The sequence below is a fragment of the Enterobacter cloacae complex sp. IR5418 genome, assembly GCF_049238105.1.
GTDB classification, from domain to species: domain Bacteria; phylum Pseudomonadota; class Gammaproteobacteria; order Enterobacterales; family Enterobacteriaceae; genus Enterobacter; species Enterobacter hormaechei.
The window spans coordinates 112358-128376 of the sequence record NZ_JBMKHS010000004.1 but is presented as its reverse complement, the minus strand read 5'-3'; the positions used below and the strand labels follow the sequence as shown (position 1 = coordinate 128376).

The 16019-nt window shown below is 56.7% G+C and carries 13 protein-coding genes and 1 pseudogene; 3 read left to right on the top strand and 11 right to left on the bottom strand.

The genetic code is table 11. The features are described from left to right. Positions 1 to 47: 47 nt before the first annotated feature. From ACOTX7_RS05245 to cecR, 4 genes are read right to left on the bottom strand one after another with little or no spacing between them, the layout of a single operon-like run. Complete coding sequence (locus tag ACOTX7_RS05245; RefSeq protein WP_047354274.1) at positions 48 to 1181, bottom strand: ABC transporter permease; 1134 nt, start codon at positions 1179 to 1181, stop codon at positions 48 to 50. Continuing rightward, positions 1171 to 2910 (bottom strand): ATP-binding cassette domain-containing protein, encoded by a 1740-nt coding sequence (locus ACOTX7_RS05240; protein WP_221257117.1) that lies wholly within the window; start codon positions 2908 to 2910, stop codon positions 1171 to 1173. The genes ACOTX7_RS05245 and ACOTX7_RS05240 overlap by 11 nt, the downstream gene beginning before the upstream one ends. Further along, entirely contained in the window at positions 2903 to 3898 is a 996-nt protein-coding gene (hlyD, locus tag ACOTX7_RS05235) for a secretion protein HlyD (RefSeq protein ID WP_221257118.1), read from the bottom strand. Before hlyD ends, ACOTX7_RS05240 begins: the two co-directional genes overlap by 8 nt. Continuing rightward, positions 3895 to 4572 (bottom strand): transcriptional regulator CecR, encoded by a 678-nt coding sequence (gene cecR / locus ACOTX7_RS05230; protein WP_221257119.1) that lies wholly within the window; start codon positions 4570 to 4572, stop codon positions 3895 to 3897. Before cecR ends, hlyD begins: the two co-directional genes overlap by 4 nt. A gap of 204 nt (positions 4573 to 4776) precedes the next feature. Between cecR and rhlE the strand changes: the two genes are divergently transcribed. Beyond that, positions 4777 to 6159 carry an ATP-dependent RNA helicase RhlE gene (rhlE, locus tag ACOTX7_RS05225; protein WP_006809516.1) on the top strand — a complete coding sequence of 461 codons (1383 nt, stop codon included), beginning with the start codon at positions 4777 to 4779 and terminating at the stop codon, positions 6157 to 6159. 97 nt (positions 6160 to 6256) lie between these two features. Beyond that, positions 6257 to 8434 (top strand): ATP-dependent DNA helicase DinG, encoded by a 2178-nt coding sequence (gene dinG / locus ACOTX7_RS05220; RefSeq protein ID WP_221257120.1) that lies wholly within the window; start codon positions 6257 to 6259, stop codon positions 8432 to 8434. Here the strand turns inward: dinG and ACOTX7_RS05215 are convergent. From ACOTX7_RS05215 to ACOTX7_RS05195, 5 genes and pseudogenes are all read right to left on the bottom strand, one after another. Next, positions 8421 to 8914 (bottom strand): annotated as a pseudogene (locus ACOTX7_RS05215) (fimbrial protein). The gene dinG and the pseudogene ACOTX7_RS05215 sit on opposite strands and share 14 nt — an antisense overlap. A 5-nt stretch (positions 8915 to 8919) precedes the next feature. After that, on the bottom strand, positions 8920 to 9909 hold the full coding sequence (locus tag ACOTX7_RS05210; RefSeq protein WP_221257122.1) for a fimbrial protein: 990 nt from the start codon (positions 9907 to 9909) through the stop codon (positions 8920 to 8922). Positions 9910 to 9930: 21 nt separating this feature from the next. Beyond that, complete coding sequence (locus tag ACOTX7_RS05205; protein ID WP_421626063.1) at positions 9931 to 12480, bottom strand: fimbria/pilus outer membrane usher protein; 2550 nt, start codon at positions 12478 to 12480, stop codon at positions 9931 to 9933. 20 nt (positions 12481 to 12500) lie between these two features. After that, a complete protein-coding gene (locus ACOTX7_RS05200) occupies positions 12501 to 13175 on the bottom strand; it encodes a fimbrial biogenesis chaperone (protein ID WP_001215778.1) in 675 nt (224 codons plus the stop codon). A 69-nt stretch (positions 13176 to 13244) separates the two neighbouring features. After that, on the bottom strand, positions 13245 to 13781 hold the full coding sequence (locus ACOTX7_RS05195) for a fimbrial protein (protein ID WP_213826402.1): 537 nt from the start codon (positions 13779 to 13781) through the stop codon (positions 13245 to 13247). Positions 13782 to 14037: 256 nt separating this feature from the next. Between ACOTX7_RS05195 and ybiB the strand changes: the two genes are divergently transcribed. Then, positions 14038 to 15000, top strand: coding sequence for a DNA-binding protein YbiB (gene ybiB, locus ACOTX7_RS05190; protein ID WP_047354280.1), 963 nt, complete (start codon positions 14038 to 14040; stop codon positions 14998 to 15000). 116 nt (positions 15001 to 15116) lie between these two features. Here ybiB and ybiJ read toward each other — a convergent pair whose 3' ends face one another. After that, a complete protein-coding gene (gene ybiJ, locus ACOTX7_RS05185; RefSeq protein WP_003858474.1) occupies positions 15117 to 15377 on the bottom strand; it encodes a DUF1471 family protein YbiJ in 261 nt (86 codons plus the stop codon). A gap of 285 nt (positions 15378 to 15662) precedes the next feature. After that, positions 15663 to 15929, bottom strand: a complete 267-nt coding sequence (locus tag ACOTX7_RS05180; RefSeq protein ID WP_221257220.1) for a DksA/TraR family C4-type zinc finger protein — start codon at positions 15927 to 15929, stop codon at positions 15663 to 15665. Positions 15930 to 16019 lie beyond the last annotated feature (90 nt).

Below are 16019 nucleotides of genomic sequence, written 5' to 3'. Positions count from 1 at the left end.
CTCCTGTCGGGTGGCGCTACGCTTACCCGACCTACAAAATCCGATGGCTAATCTAATCTTCTTTTCGTTTTCATCCACGTCAGCCCGATAAACATCACCGCCGACGCCAGCAAAAACAGGGTATTGATAATCAACACTACGGGGATATTCCCCGCCAGGAACAGGCTTTGCAGGGTGCTCACAAAGTAGCGCGCCGGAATGATGTAGGTCACGGCGCGGATCACTGCTGGCATGCTGTCTATCTGGAAGATAAAGCCGGAGAGCATAATCGACGGCAGGAAGGCGGCGTTAAGCGCCACCTGTGCGGCGTTAAACTGGTTACGGGTGATGGTGGAAATTAACAGCCCCATCCCCAGCGTGCTGAGTAAAAACAGGCTGGTGATAAAGAACAGCACCACCAGCGAACCGCGGTACGGCACGCCGAGAATAAATACCGAGACCAGCATACACAGCAGCATCGCCAGCATGCCGAGGAAGTAGTAGGGGATCAGCTTGCAGAGCAAAAGCTCGACGCGCGTCACTTCGGTGGAGAGCAGCGCCTCCATGGTGCCGCGCTCCCATTCGCGGGCGATGACCAGCGAGGTGAGGATCGCGCCAATCACCGTCATGATAATCGTCACCGCCCCCGGGATAATAAAGTGCTGGCTGATGGCGGCGGGGTTAAACCAGTAGCGCGTCTGCACGTCGATCAGCGGTTTAAATTCTTCGCCCCGATCTTCCGCCCGCTGCATTTGCCACAGCTGCCAGATCCCCTCCGCATAGCCCTGCACAAAATTCGCGGTATTCGGCTCGCTGCCGTCGGTGATCACCTGGATCGGCGCATCGGCACCCGGTCGCGCCATGTTGGCGGCGAAATCGACAGGAATGACGATCAGGCCGCGAATTTTCCCGGCCTGCATTTTCTGGATCAGTTCCTGGCGGTTGTCGCTGATGGTGGCGTCGATGTAGGGCGAGCCGGTCATGGCGTGGGTGAAATCCAGCGCCTCTTCGCTCTGCTGCTCCAGCAAGATCCCGACCCGCAGCTTGCTGGAGTCGAGGTTAATGCCGTAGCCAAAAATAAACAGCAGCAGCAGGGGGATCACCACCGCAATCAGCCAGCTGCTGGGGTCACGCACGATCTGCCGCGTCTCTTTGATGCACAGGGCGCGCACCCGGCGCCAGGAAAGGGCGTTACTGCGCATGGGCATTCTCCTTATCCCAGTCGTGGATGAGGGTGATAAACGCCTGCTCCATGGTCGGGTCTGGCTGTGCGTCGTCGGCGGCCTGCGCTTTCAGGTCATCCGGCGTGCCGTGGGCGATCAGCTTGCCGCGATAGACCAGCCCGATGCGGTCGCAGTACTCCGCCTCATCCATGAAGTGGGTGGTCACCATCACGGTCACGCCTTTTTCCACCATGCTGTTGATATGCAGCCAGAATTCGCGGCGGGTGAGGGGATCCACGCCAGAGGTGGGTTCATCGAGAAACAGGATATCCGGCTCGTGCATCAGCGAGCAGGCCAGCGCCAGCCGCTGTTTGAAGCCAAGCGGCAGGGCGTCGGTCGCGTGTGAGGCAATATCGGTCAGGCCAAAGGCGTCGCACATGCGACGAATCTTCTCGTTCTGCGCCCGTCCCCGCAGGCCGTAGACGCCGGAGAAAAATCGCAGATTTTGCTCGACCGTCAGGTTGCCGTAGAGTGAAAACTTCTGCGCCATATAGCCCAGGTGCTGGCGCGCCTTGCCGGAGCTGACCTTCAGATCCATGTCCAGCACCAGCGCTTTGCCGGAAGTAGGGACCAGCAGGCCACACATCATCTTAAAGGTGGTGGATTTCCCCGCACCGTTCGGCCCGAGCAGGCCAAAAATCTCGCCGCGCTTCACGGCAAAATTGACGTTATCGGTGGCGGCGAAATCGCCGAATTTTTTGGTGAGCGATTTCGCTTCAATCACCGTTTCGCCCGGCGTACCTTCCACCGTGTGCAGGATGGCGCCAAGCGGCGACTCCGAGGTTCCCGCCCCGCCCAGCAGATCGATAAACGCATCTTCAAAGCGCGGTGTGGTCTCTGTCATGTCGAGTTCAGGCATACCCTGCGCCCGCCGGATATCATCGGCGGTGGCCTCTTTTTTGAGGATCACGCGCACCGAACGGCCCTGAATCATCCCGTCGCTCACCTGGGGCAGCTTCAGCACCCGTTGCAGCAGCGTGCGGTTGGACTCCTGCGGGCTGTGCAGCAGGAAACTGCGCCCGGCCATGGTTTGCGTCAGCTCGGTGGGTTCACCCTGATAGAGCAGTTCCCCTTCGTTCATCAGCAGCACGTCGCGGCACTGCTCTGCTTCATCCAGGTAAGAGGTACTCCAGAGGATCAGCATCCCGTCGCCCGCCAGCTCGTGCACCATCTGCCACAGTTCGCGGCGGGAAATAGGGTCCACGCCCACGCCGGGTTCATCCAGCAACAGCACCTTCGGTTCGCCCACCAGCGTGCAGGCCAGCCCCAGCTTCTGCTTCATCCCGCCGGAGAGTTTGCCCGCCAGCCGGTCGGTGAACGGGCCGAGGGAGGTAAACGCCAGCAGACGCTCAAAGGTTTTCTGCCGGGTTTCGCCGGTGACACTGCGCAGATCCGCATACAGATTGAGGTTTTCCATCACGGTCAGATCTTCATACAGACCAAACTTCTGCGGCATATAGCCGAGCATACCGTGAAGCGCCGCGTCGTCTTTGATCGGATCGAGGCCAAGCACGCTGGCGCTGCCTTCATCCGGCTTCAGCAATCCCGCCAGCATGCGCATCAGCGTGGTTTTACCCGCGCCGTCCGGCCCCACCAGCCCGGTCACATAGCCTTTCTGAATCGTACAGTTCAGCGGCGCGACCGCCGGTTTAGCCATTCCCGGGAAGCGTTTGACCAGATTGGTGAGCTGGATAACCGCATCATTCATGTCGTTCCCCGTCGTTTAAGGTCACGGTTACAGGCATGCCCTGACGCAGCGCGTCGTCCGCGTCGGTGACGATGATGCGCAGGCGGTACATCAGGTCGGTACGCAGGTCCGGGGTTTCAACGGTTTTTGGCGTAAACTCGGCGGTAGGGGAGACGAAGCCCACTTTGCCGTGATACGGCGTGTCCGGGCGACCGTCGGTATAAAGCAGCAGTTCGCGGCCCGGCTGCATCTGGCCAAGATTCGGCTCATCAATGTAAGCGCGCACCCACACCGGACGGGTTAAGGAGAGCGTTAACACGGTGCTGCCCGCGCTGAGCATGCTGCCCGGCTCCACGGCGCGGGTCATCAGCGTGCCGTCAGACGGCGCAATTAACGTGGTGTCGTGCAGGTCCAGCTCCGCCTGGGCTAACTGCGCCTGCGCCTGCTCAAGGCTGGCCTTCGCCTGGGCAATGTCCTGCGCGCGGTTACCGGTGCGGTACTGGCTTAACTTATCCTGGGCCGATTTCAGCGTCGCCTGCGCCTGGTCGCGGGACGAGCGCGCGTTTTCCAGATCGTTGGCGGAAATAGTGCGGCTTTTCCATAAGCCTTGCTGACGGTTATAGAAGTTCTGCGCATAGTCATAGGCGGCTTTTGCCTGCTTAACGGCAGCGGCGGCCTGGGAGATCTCTTCATCACGATAGCCCGCCAGCATCAGGTCATACTGCGCCTGCGCGACGGAGACGCCTGCTTTTGCCTGCATCAGCGCGTTCTCAAACGGGGCTTTGTCCAGCATCCCCAGCGTCTGCCCGGCTTTGATGGTATCGCCTTCGTCAACGCTCAGCGAGGCCAGCCGCCCGCCGACGCGGAAGCTCATATTCACGGTGCGGATATCCACGTTGCCGTACAGCGTCAGGCCACGATCCTGCTGGCTCTGATACCACAGCCAGCCGCCGATTCCCGCAGCAAGCAAGACAACAACCACCAGAATGATGGCGACAGGTTTTTTCATGACTTCTGGCTCCTTTGCGTTAAGCCTTGCAGGATCAGATCAACGTGACAGGTAATGACCTGGCTAATTTGCGCGGCTTTATCCTCATCGAATTGTGTCCAGCCCGTACGTAACAGGATGGTCTCACGCCCCAGACGGAAGGCGAGCACTTCGCCCAGCAGGGCGTGGGTATGCAAAATGGTCTCGGTATCACCGGCGTCCCGTCCGGTATAGGCGGCGATCAGTCGGGTCAGATGGCTGTGCATCGGGGCAATCACCTGATCGTGTACCAGTTGATAAGCGGCTGTGGGGGAGAGCTGCTCGCGGGAGATAAACTTGCTCAGGTTCAGCGTATCGTCGTGCGTCAGCAGGCGGATCATGTTGTGACAGGCATTGAGAATAAGCTGCCTGATAGCGTTACGATCCGGCGTCGGCTGGCTCAGCAGCCCGCTGGCCTCTTCAACGTGAGGACGAAAGCTGGTGCCGATAAAATCCGCGATCCACTGGGCGCAGGCGAGGTATAAATCCTCTTTTGAGCCAAAATAGTAGGTGATGGCCGCAATATTCTGTCCCGCCTGAGCGGCAATATCCCGCGTGGTGGCATGCAGGCCATACTCGCCAAACTGCGCCAGCGCGGCGGCGATAAGCTGACTTTTCGCCTGTTCACCTTTGGTTGTCGTTGGGGTTGTATTCATGGCAGCATTAAAAATTAATCAATCGATTGATTAAGATTATGCCTGATTCGCCCATCCGTCGAGTCATCCCCGGGGATATTTTATGCGCCACGTCACAAAAGCTGCTACACTCCGCACCTTCGCGACATTGTGGTTTTTGTCCTTCTATTCGTTATATCTCCCTGAAAACTACACCTGTGATGGTCGGGGCGGTTCGGAGTTTTTATGTCTTTTGATTCCCTTGGTCTGAACCCGGAAATTCTGCGCGCCATCGCAGAGCAGGGCTACGTTGAGCCAACCCCTATCCAGCAGCAGGCTATTCCGGCTGTTTTGCAGGGCCGTGACCTGATGGCAAGCGCGCAGACCGGTACCGGTAAGACCGCGGGCTTTACCCTGCCGCTGTTAGAGCTGCTGGTGAAAAACCAGCCGCACGCCAAAGGCCGTCGCCCGGTGCGTGCGCTGATCCTCACCCCAACCCGCGAGCTGGCGGCCCAGATTGGCGAGAACGTGCGTGAGTACAGCCGCTATCTCAACATTCGTTCGCTGGTGGTTTTCGGCGGGGTCAGCATTAACCCGCAGATGATGAAGCTGCGCGGCGGCGTGGACGTGCTGGTGGCAACGCCGGGACGTCTGCTGGATCTCGAACACCAGAACGCGGTGAAGCTGGATAGCATCGAAATTCTGGTGCTGGACGAAGCCGACCGCATGCTCGACATGGGCTTTATTCACGACATTCGCCGCGTGCTGGCTAAACTGCCTGCGCGTCGTCAGAACCTGCTCTTCTCCGCGACCTTCTCCGACGAGATCAAGGCGCTGGCGGAAAAGCTGCTGCATAACCCGCTGGAGGTGGAAGTCGCGCGCCGCAACACCGCCTCCGAACAGGTGACGCAGCACGTTCACTTCGTTGATAAGAAGCGCAAGCGGGAACTGCTCTCCCAGATGATCGGCCAGGGCAACTGGCAGCAGGTGCTGGTCTTTACCCGCACTAAGCACGGTGCGAACCACCTGGCGGAACAGCTGAATAAAGACGGCATCCGCAGCGCTGCCATTCACGGTAACAAGAGCCAGGGCGCGCGTACCCGTGCGCTGGCGGACTTCAAATCCGGCGACATCCGTGTGCTGGTGGCGACCGACATCGCCGCCCGTGGTCTGGATATTGAAGAGCTGCCGCATGTGGTGAACTACGAGCTGCCAAACGTGCCGGAAGACTACGTTCACCGTATCGGCCGTACCGGTCGTGCGGCGGCAACCGGCGAAGCGCTCTCTCTGGTCTGCGTGGACGAGCACAAGCTGCTGCGCGACATTGAACGCCTGCTGAAGAAAGAGATCCCGCGTATTGAAACCCCGGGGTATGAAGTGGATCCGTCGATCAAAGCCGAGCCGATTCAGAACGGTCGTCAGGGTGGCGGTCGCGGTCAGGGCGGTGGTGGTCGTGGCCAGCAGCCGCGTCGTGCCGAAGGCGGCGCGCCGAAATCTTCGGGCAAACCGCCGCGTCGTAATAACGACAGCAAACCGGCCGGTGAAAACCCATGGCGCAGCGGCGAAGGGAAGCCGGCAGGGGAAGGGCAGCGCCGACGCCGCCCGCGTAAACCTGCTAACCCGCAGTAATCTGGAAGCCCGGTCGTAAAGCCGGGCTTTTCTTTTTGCGGCAGCGAAAAGAAAGTGCCACAATAGTGGCTGTTTATACAGTATTTCAGGTTTTCCAATGGCTTTAACCGCTGCGCTCAAGGCGCAAATTGGCGCATGGTATAAGGCGCTACAACAGCAGATCCCCGATTTTATCCCCCGAGCGCCGCAGCGGCAGATGATTGCCGACGTGGCAAAAACGCTCGCCGGGGACGACGGGCGACATCTGGCGATTGAAGCCCCAACCGGCGTCGGGAAAACCCTGTCGTACCTCATTCCCGGCATTGCCATTGCGCGGGAGGAGGACAAAACGCTGGTGGTCAGCACCGCGAACGTCGCCTTGCAGGATCAGATCTTCAGTAAAGATTTACCCCTTTTACGCAAAATTATCCCCGACCTGCGGTTCACCGCCGCCTTTGGTCGCGGGCGCTACGTCTGCCCGCGCAATCTGGCGGCGCTGGGCAGTAGTGAACCTTCGCAGCAGGATCTGCTCGCGTTTCTGGATGACGAACTGACGCCAAATAACAAGGCGGAGCAGGAGCAGTGCGCAAAGCTGAAGGCCGATCTCGACGGCTACAGGTGGGACGGCCTGCGGGATCACACCAGCCAGGCGATTGGCGACGACCTGTGGCGCAGGCTCAGCACCGATAAAGCGAGCTGCCTGAACCGCAACTGTCACTACTACCGCGAATGCCCGTTCTTTGTCGCCCGGCGTGAAATTCAGGAGGCGGAAGTGGTGGTGGCAAACCACGCGCTGGTGATGGCCGCGCTGGAGAGCGAAGCGGTGCTACCGGAGCCAAAAAACCTGCTGCTGGTGCTCGATGAAGGCCACCATCTGCCGGACGTGGCGCGGGATGCGCTGGAGATGAGCGCGGAAATTACCGCCCCGTGGTTTCGCCTGCAACTGGATCTGTTCTGCAAGCTGGTGGCAACCTGCATGGAGCAGTTCCGCCCGAAAACCACGCCGCCGCTGGCGGTCCCGGAGCGGTTGAGCGAGCACTGCGAAGAGGTGTACGGCCTTATCTCCTCGCTGAATAATATTCTGAATTTGTATCTTCCCGCGACCCAGGAAGCGGAACACCGCTTTGCGATGGGGGAGCTTCCGGAAGAGGTGATGGAGATTTGCCAGCAGCTGGCGAAGCACCTCGAAAAGCTGCGCGGGCTGGCGGAGATGTTCTTGAACGATCTCAGCGAGAAAACCGGTAGCCATGACGTGGTGCGTTTGCACCGCATTCTGCTGCAAATGAACCGTGCGCTGGGCATGTTTGAGGCGCAGAGCAAGCTCTGGCGGCTGGCCTCGATGGCGCAGGCGTCCGGTGCGCCGGTAACGAAGTGGGCCACCCGCGAAGTGCGGGACGGACAGGTACACCTGTTCTTCCACTGCGTAGGCATCCGCGTGGCCGATCAGCTGGAAAAGCTGATCTGGCGCAGCGTGCCGCACGTGGTGGTGACGTCAGCGACCCTGCGTTCCCTGAACAGCTTCTCAAGGTTGCAGGAGATGAGCGGCCTGAAAGAGAAAGCGGGGGACCGTTTTGTGGCCCTCGACTCGCCGTTTAACCACTGCGAACAGGGCAAGCTGGTCATTCCGCGCATGCACTATGAGCCGCTTATCGACAACGAAGAGCAGCATATTGCGGAAATGGCGGCCTACTTCCGCGAACAGGTCGAGAGCAAAAAATACCCCGGCATGCTGGTACTGTTTGCCAGCGGGCGCGCGATGCAGCGCTTTCTTGAGCACGTGACCGATCTGCGACTGCTCCTGCTGGTACAGGGCGATCAGCCGCGCTACCGCCTGGTGGAAACCCACCGTAAGCGCATTGATAACGGCGAACGCAGCGTGCTGGTGGGGTTACAGTCTTTTGCGGAAGGTCTGGATCTGAAAGGTGACTACCTGACGCAGGTGCACATCCATAAAATCGCCTTCCCGCCCATCGACAGCCCGGTGGTGATCACCGAAGGCGAGTGGCTGAAAAGCCTTAACCGCTATCCGTTTGAGGTGCAAAGCCTGCCTGCGGCGTCGTTTAACCTGATCCAGCAGGTGGGACGACTGATTCGTAGCCACGGCTGCTGGGGCGAGGTGGTGATTTACGATAAACGTCTGCTCACCAAAAACTATGGTCAACGGCTGCTGAATGCGCTGCCGGTGTTCCCGATTGAGCAGCCGGACGTGCCGGAGGTAAAAAAACGCCCGGCTAAACGGTCTGCCGGGCGTCGAAAAAGCATCCATGCTAAGAGGCGCGCTCCTACTGGTAAGTGAATGTCACCTGCACAACGCTGCTGAAGGTGCCAGCCGTGACGGGCATGGCGGTGGCGTAATAGCGTGCGGACAACGGAAACGTGGCGGTATGGTCACTCGGATTAATGGCGGCGTTAAATGCCGCCTGCGGGGCGATTAATATTTTGTCCTGACGATCTGCCAGCTCCAGCGCCAGCCCCTTTGCGGTGCCGGTATTGGCAAATTTTGTCGGATGAGTGTTGTCTGGCTGACCGTAGAAAAATGCGGTGGCGAGCGCGAGCGTCGCCGGACAATGTGATACCGACAGCGAGAAATCTTTCCACTCGCCGGTATCGCCCACGTCTTTAAAACTGCCCGACCCAGATCCACCGTCAAATTTCTGCTGGCGGTGTCGATGATGCAGGTATTGGCGTAAATATTTCCCGTCATCTGGATCTGAATGTCCTCTGCATGGGCCTGGGTCATTAAGCCCAGCGCCAGCAATGCGATTGTCTTTTTCATGTTGGTCACTTATAGGCGAGAGTAATGGTTGCAACGGTGTTGGCGGGGCCGGGCGTCACGACATCACCGCTCTGCTCGTATCGAACCTGAAAGGGGATTTCCAGCGTTTCATTGGCCACGGCCTGTCGTTGGGTAGTGACGTAGGTGTCAAAGGTGGCAATATGGTCATCAAACAACATTCTCACCCCGACGCCGGTTGCCATCCCTGTCTGCTTCGTGAGCTTAAGCACCCCATCAAATGCGGTTTCATACCCGTTAGCACTGGTGATTTTTAACTCAGGCTGTACGGTTGTATCGCAGTTAACGCTGACATTAAAATTTTGAGCGGGGCTGGAGAGATAACCCACACTCATAAAATCACTGACGGGAAAATCGCCCAAATTAACGGTGAGGTTTTTCGGCGAAACGGAGCAGGTAACCTGATGCAGAATGACGTTACCTGAATAGGCGATGTGGTTAGGGTTACCAATCCCTTCATGGCCGAAAACGCCAATGCCGAATTCGGTCTGAGACTGCACCAGCGTGCCGGATGTCACGGTGTCACTTGTTTTCACCAGTTCAAGCGTGACCTCAAAATTAAAAGACTGGGTACCATCGGTAGAGACGTAGCCAACGGGGGTGCCGCGGGAATCGCACTCTATGCCGCCTGCGCCGCTGATACGCTGACCCTGATCGTTCATCAGCGCGACTCCAATGCCCGGTACGCCGGAATCGTATACGCCCCTGAGCCCGGGAATTTCCGAGCCGGTGCCGTAGTAGCAGGAAACGATTTCCAGACCGCTGTCGTTACTCTGATCGCAATGCCCGGCAACGTGAACGCTCTGCTCTGTACCGGGGATGGTTGCGCCAACGGCCAGCGTCGTCGGGACAGAAATGGATGCCACGTTGATCATTTTGGGGAGATCCGGCGTCGTGCAGGTCGCCTTCGCATGCGGCATAAATAACGCCGCGGTCCCCAGGATCAGTAAGAAAAAGCACTGTTTAATCATTTGCATAATGTTTTGCCTGCTCGGTAATCAGTGACACTGCGCGGCAGCGTTAATGATGCTGGATTTCGCTTTCTCATCCGTGAGGGCATAGTCAGCGACGCAGTGCTCGCTTGCCTCCTGTCCCCAGGAGACATTGAGATGCCCTTGCTGTGGCAGACCCAAGAGGTAGGTCTGGCCGTCATTCCCGACAATAAATTCGCTGTCCTTATCGTCCGTGGTAACCGTTGCGCCGAAGGGCAGCGGTTTTCCGTTTTGCGTGAGCGTCATCAGTACGCGATTGCCCACGCGGGTATTAAAGCTGGCGCGTACCACGGCGCCGCGGGTTGGGGTCACGATCTGCGCGGCGTGGGTGACGTCGGCGTCGTCCGGCAGCGTTTCGGTATCCAGCGCAATGGTGTTATGACGATAGGCGGTCACGTACGGCACGGCGGTATAGCCGCGGAAGTCAGTTTCGACGCCCGTCTGGTTCGCGATGTGCGTCCCGTGCGTTCCCGGGGCTTTCACCAGCGCGATCGTCTCACCCAGCGGCTGGCTCAGCGTGATGCCATTCGCATGGGCAATCACGCCGCCCTGCACACCCACGTTCAGGGTTTGCTGATGCTGATCCTGACTGACTCCTGCGTTCACTTCGCCATAGGTCGATTTGTAGTCGGCGCTCAGGCTGGTTGAATTACCACTCCCCGTGGTGCTTAGCCCTTCCTGAATATTCCAGTTAAGGTTGTCTTCTTTCAGGGCCGTACCGTTCAGGCCGATGTTCTGGGTGGTGCCGTCTTTGGTGTTGTTCAGGTTGTACGTGGCCCAGGTGTTATGCATCCAGCGATCCAGCGGTACCGAAACGCTCAGCGAGAACTGGTTGTCGTTCGTGACCTCATTACCGTCTTCATCGCTGTCCTGGGTGTTTTTGTTCATGCTGTAGCTGAGGCTGTAGCTTACGCCGTGCCAGCTGTTGTTGTAGCTGACGCTCATGGACGTCATGTCCTGGTTCTGGCTCCAGTAGGTTTCCTTCACCATGCTCAGCGTGACGGACCCCCAGCCTTCCGGCAGCGTCTGGTCGATAGTTGCTTCGGTACGGGCGCGGCGCTGCTGGGGCGCAGACCAGTCGTCGGAATGGGTATACGACTCCATAGTGTCGTCCAGGGTGTAAAACCCCTTGCTGTTATAGCGATAGCCCGCAAGCGTAAAGTTGGTGCCCGAACCGGCGAAATCTTTGCTGTAGCGTACGCGCCACGATTGCCCTGTACTCGCCTGCTGTTTTTTCAGCAGGGCTTTGGCGCGGGTCACGTCGATGGAGAACGCTCCCAGATCGCCCATGTTTTTCCCGGCACCTATTGCCTGCGACTGGTAATGGCTACTCTGCTGAAGGCCACCATACGCGGTGAAGCCGTAGGGTAAACCATAGATGGCGCTCCCTTGGGCAAACGGCGTCTTTTCAACATCTTTGTCATAAGCGCGATACCGCCCGGCGGTAACGCTGTAGCGCAGATTTTTTTCACGCTGCAACACCGGCACGGAGGCATAGGGCACGACGAAATGGCTTTCGCTGCCGTCGGTTTCTTTCACCGTGACCTGGAGATCGCCGCTGCTGCCGGTAGGGTAGAGGTCGTTAATTTCGAACGCGCCCGGTGCAACCGTGTTCTGATAAATGACGTAACCGTTCTGGCGGACCATTACCAGCGCGTTGCTGTGGGCGGTGCCGCGAATAATGGGGGCATAGCCTTTCTGACTGTCCGGCAGCATGTCGTTATCGGATTTCAGCTCTATGCCGGTGTAGGGCACGCTGTCAAAAACGTCGGAAGGCGAGGTGCTTTGGCCAACGGTGAGGTCGCTTTTCATCGCCACAATATCGCGTTGCGCATAGGTATAAACGGAGGTGAATTTGTGCTCCTCCTCGTTACCCGTAGTGCTGCGATTCCAGGTGGAATAGTTACGTACCCGCCAGGCTCCAATGTTCAAACCAGGACGCAGGTTGACGTACTGGCTGCTGTTATCCTGCTCCCCCTGCTGGCGTGCATGGCTTTGGCTGGCATTTGCGCTGTAGTTAAGCAGGCCTGCGTTGATCCCTTCGTCAAACTCTTTCGGGTCGATGTAACCGCGAGGCACCTGGCCCAGCGCCGATTGAGGAATGCTCAGTAGTAGCTGCTGATTGCGCACGCGAAAGGTCGCGGAAGCCGCAGGAATAGCGCTTAAATCGGCACACTGGCCTTTTGCCATCAGCTGCGGGTATTTCTGGGTTTTGATACCGAGGCTTTTTAAATCTTCCAGGCTAAAGCAGGGCTGAAGCGTGCTGGTGCCCTCGGCATCTTTCACTAATGAAAAGGTAACGTCGCGGGTATCAATTTTCGCGTTATTGATAAACACCGCGACCTGATATTTACCCGGCGCCTGGCCCGGTCCTTTTTCATAGACAGACAGGTCGGTCATGCCCTGCTGCGGATTATCAATATCCAGCAGGGCAGGGTTAAAATAATCATCCGCCAAAACCTGCTGCGCAAAGATCGCCATTACCAGGCCACAAAGAATGACCAGTAATGACGAAAATCGGCAAGTGAACGGCTTTTTATGGCTGTACATGATCATCTTATGACAGGGATATATTATTAATGAACGGACTTCGACCAGGTATGGCTGACGCTGCCGTAATCAGTAATAATGGAATACGCGACGGTCGAGCCTCCGACGTTGCCCGGTAAAGCAAAATGCGTTTCGGTTTTTGGTACGGCCCAGGTCGCTTTTGTGACTTTCTGACCATTCAGCGTGACGGTCTGGAAATTCATATAGAAAGGCGTGGGGTTATTCACCACTAAGTCGTTACCTTCACGACGCCATTCAAGTTGATCGGCCACATCGTCCGGTTTGCCTTTTACCGCAGACGGGCGATACAGCAATTTAATGCGGGTATTAATGGCAATTTGCAGCGTATTCATGCCTTCAACGTGCTTTGAAGACGGGATCGCTTTAATATTCAACCAGTACAGGGATTCCCTGTCTTCCGGTAAATTTCCACCCGTACGCACCACGCGCAGGACGTTATCCTCTTTCGCATCCAGACGGAAAAGCGGCGGAGTGATCAGGAACGGGGCTTTGGCCGGATTTTTACTGCCAGAATCGACCCAGGACTGTACCAGATAATCCGTCGTATCTGGGTTTGAAAGACCAAGAGATGATTCCTTTTTATCTCCCTGATAGACCAGACGGGTACCATTAATAATGACCCCCGCATGTGCCGAGGCTGCTACCAGTAAAAGAGTGCTTAGTAAATAACCGTGGCGCATAAAGATTTCTCAATAAATAGACGAGATATTAATGCCCGCAAAAGCATTAATATCCCGGGATTGATAAGATCAGTTATAAATAACGGTGAAGGTCGATACCGAGTTGGCAGGACCTGCGGTAATGGCTGCCTGGGTCTGAATATAACGCGCGCCGAACTCCAGATCGTTAACCGCCGTACCGGAGGTTAACGGATATTCCTTCGAAGGCGTATACAGGCTGACAGGTTGTCCGGAAGCGTCAACCAGTTGGATGGCCACACCGGTCGCAGCATCTGTATCTGGCGTGATTGCCAGCGCAGTGTTGTTATTAACATCCGGCGTACCGCCAAAGTTAATCGCTGCGGAGGTCACCGTTTCCGGGCAATTCGTTAACTCAATATTAAACTTCGTTAATGTGCTGGTCGAACCGGCACCCGTAAAGACCGTTTTTGACACTTTACCCAACTCAACGTTTAATGGATTACTTAATCCATTCACGACCTGACAGGCAGAATCGATAATTTCGCCGGTAAAATTGATCTGGCCTTCGCCGTTGGTTGCCGCAAATGCGGATGCAGAACATCCCACCGTTGCGGCAATAAATAACCCTAATGCAACCTTGTTCATAGTAAATCCTGATTTGTTTCTGGCAAAAACGTTGCCTTGACGTTTTCACCGTTGGCCTTTAATGACTTTCAGATGTTTATTTAATCAAAAAAAAGGCGAGCACGAATCTTTTGTCCCAATCACAAATAATGCAAAAAGTACTTGAGTTTATTTTTTTTAGCTGAAAACAGCGGGTTGATATTGATCACAAAACACTATCGGGGGCGTGTTCATCGGGCTATATTGTTAACAAGATGATGCTGTCAGGAGAAATGTCGTGGATTACCGCAAAATTATCAAAGAGGTAGGGCGTGGGAAAAACCATGCCCGGGATCTGGACCAGGAGACGGCCCGTGCGTTGTACACGCATATGCTGAATGGCGACGTGCCGGAGCTGGAAATGGGCGGCATTCTGATTGCGCTGCGCATCAAAGGGGAAGGCGAGGCGGAGATGCGTGGTTTTTACGAGGCCATGCAGGCGCAGACGATGCGTTTAACCCCGCCCGTCACGAAGCCGATGCCGATTGTGATCCCGACCTACAATGGCGCGCGTAAGCAGGCAAACCTCACGCCGCTGCTGGCAATTCTGTTGCAGAAACTCGGTTTCCCGGTGGTGGTGCATGGCGTGAGCGAAGATCCGACGCGCGTGCTGACAGAAACCATTCTGGAATTATTAGGCATCGAACCCACTCTCCATGCTGGTCAGGCGCAGGCGAAACTGGAGGGGAACCAGCCGGTCTATATTCCCGTGCGTGCGCTCTGCCCGCCGCTGGAAAAGCAGCTGGATATGCGCTGGCGCATGGGGGTACGTAACAGCGCTCACACCCTCGCGAAGCTGGCGACGCCGTTTGCCGAAGACGCCGCGCTGCGCCTTTCCAGCGTCTCCCATCCGGAGTACGTGACGCGCGTTGGACAATTCTTTGCCGAAATCGGCGGGCGGGCGTTGCTGATGCACGGGACGGAAGGGGAGGTGTACGCCAACCCGCAGCGTTGTCCACAGCTGATGCTGATTGAGCCTGCCGGAACGCGGGTCGTGCTCGAACGTGGGGAAGAGAACAGCGATGTGATCCTGCCTGAGTCGAAAGATCCGCAGGTCACCGCGCACTGGATAGTGCAGTGTCTGGCCGGAAAGGTGCCGGTTCCGCAGTCAATCAAGCTGCAAATGGCCTGCTGTCTGCTGGCGGCAGGGGAAGTGGAGTCTGTGGACGCCGGGTTGCAGCGCGTGGCCCAGTCGTTTTAAGCAAAAAAAAGCCCGTCCAGTGGCGGACGGGCAAACAAGGGTAACAACAACAGGGTCAATGAGGGTTGGAGCATCTCACCAGAGGGTATGGCGAGGGTGGAGCATAATGTGTTCGATTACTTGTAGATAACCGCAGTACCGCTGAGCTTGTTATTACCGTTAGTGGAGGTAATGGTGTATCCACTTGCGCCAGCAGCGGCAGCTTTTTCAGCCAGTTTGGCTTCCAGACCGTCCAGCGTGGTCGCGCCTTCAGCACTCACCACCCCGATTTTGTTCAGATCCTGTGCCTGAGTAGAGGAGACAGGCTCTACAGCGAAAGCGCCGAAAGACAGAGCGGACAGGGCAACAGCGGCAACAGCATATTTGATGGTTTTCATAGGTCAATTCTCGCAGGTTATTCTGTTAAGGGGACGATGTTCCGTCGATGTGATAAGTATCACGGTTTTCAGCGGAAGATAAAATCGAAGAGAATTGACGTGGTTGCTCAAAAAAATTGAATGACAAATAACTTATTGATTATTAATAAATTCAGAAGCGCAATTGACACTTCTTGTGGATGCGCTTTACAGAAGCAGTGAGAAGGGCACGTTTTGCTACGCGTTTCGCTAAAAGTCGTGAGCGTAAAGTAAACTGCTGGCGCGGTTAACTACGGTAAAGGAAAGTCAACGTAACTGGCTGTCTTTCGATCCTCTGCGATTATATCCTGAATGAGCCGAGTTTTTTGAATCTTTCTCCTGCTGACAGGCGATGCATAGCCGTACGCCGGGAATGGCTTTACGCCGGGCCTCAGGAATAGGCTCCCCGCACTCTTCGCATTCCGTTAAACTTTCGCCGCGCGGAATTTCACCGCGAGCACGGGAAACCGCATCTTCAATAGTACTGTTGATCTGTTCGTTAACGGCGTCGTCATTCGCCCAGCCGGAAGCCATCATGTTCTCCTGATCTGTTTAAGCCATACCTCTCAATATGGGGTTAAAAAACGCACAGTCAAGGTGAAGGAAGGAAATGAGAACTGCATC

Bases quoted from the DNA above. Each gene is read 5' to 3' on its own strand.
- ACOTX7_RS05245 (WP_047354274.1), bottom strand. From the start codon at position 1,181: ATGCGCAGTAACGCCCTTTCCTGGCGCCGGGTGCGCGCCCTGTGCATC.
- ACOTX7_RS05240 (WP_221257117.1), bottom strand. From the start codon at position 2,910: ATGAATGATGCGGTTATCCAGCTCACCAATCTGGTCAAACGCTTCCCG.
- hlyD (WP_221257118.1), bottom strand. From the start codon at position 3,898: ATGAAAAAACCTGTCGCCATCATTCTGGTGGTTGTTGTCTTGCTTGCT.
- cecR (WP_221257119.1), bottom strand. From the start codon at position 4,572: ATGAATACAACCCCAACGACAACCAAAGGTGAACAGGCGAAAAGTCAG.
- rhlE (WP_006809516.1), top strand. From the start codon at position 4,777: ATGTCTTTTGATTCCCTTGGTCTGAACCCGGAAATTCTGCGCGCCATC.
- dinG (WP_221257120.1), top strand. From the start codon at position 6,257: ATGGCTTTAACCGCTGCGCTCAAGGCGCAAATTGGCGCATGGTATAAG.
- ACOTX7_RS05210 (WP_221257122.1), bottom strand. From the start codon at position 9,909: ATGCAAATGATTAAACAGTGCTTTTTCTTACTGATCCTGGGGACCGCG.
- ACOTX7_RS05205 (WP_421626063.1), bottom strand. From the start codon at position 12,480: ATGATCATGTACAGCCATAAAAAGCCGTTCACTTGCCGATTTTCGTCA.
- ACOTX7_RS05200 (WP_001215778.1), bottom strand. From the start codon at position 13,175: ATGCGCCACGGTTATTTACTAAGCACTCTTTTACTGGTAGCAGCCTCG.
- ACOTX7_RS05195 (WP_213826402.1), bottom strand. From the start codon at position 13,781: ATGAACAAGGTTGCATTAGGGTTATTTATTGCCGCAACGGTGGGATGT.
- ybiJ (WP_003858474.1), bottom strand. From the start codon at position 15,377: ATGAAAACCATCAAATATGCTGTTGCCGCTGTTGCCCTGTCCGCTCTG.
- ACOTX7_RS05180 (WP_221257220.1), bottom strand. From the start codon at position 15,929: ATGGCTTCCGGCTGGGCGAATGACGACGCCGTTAACGAACAGATCAAC.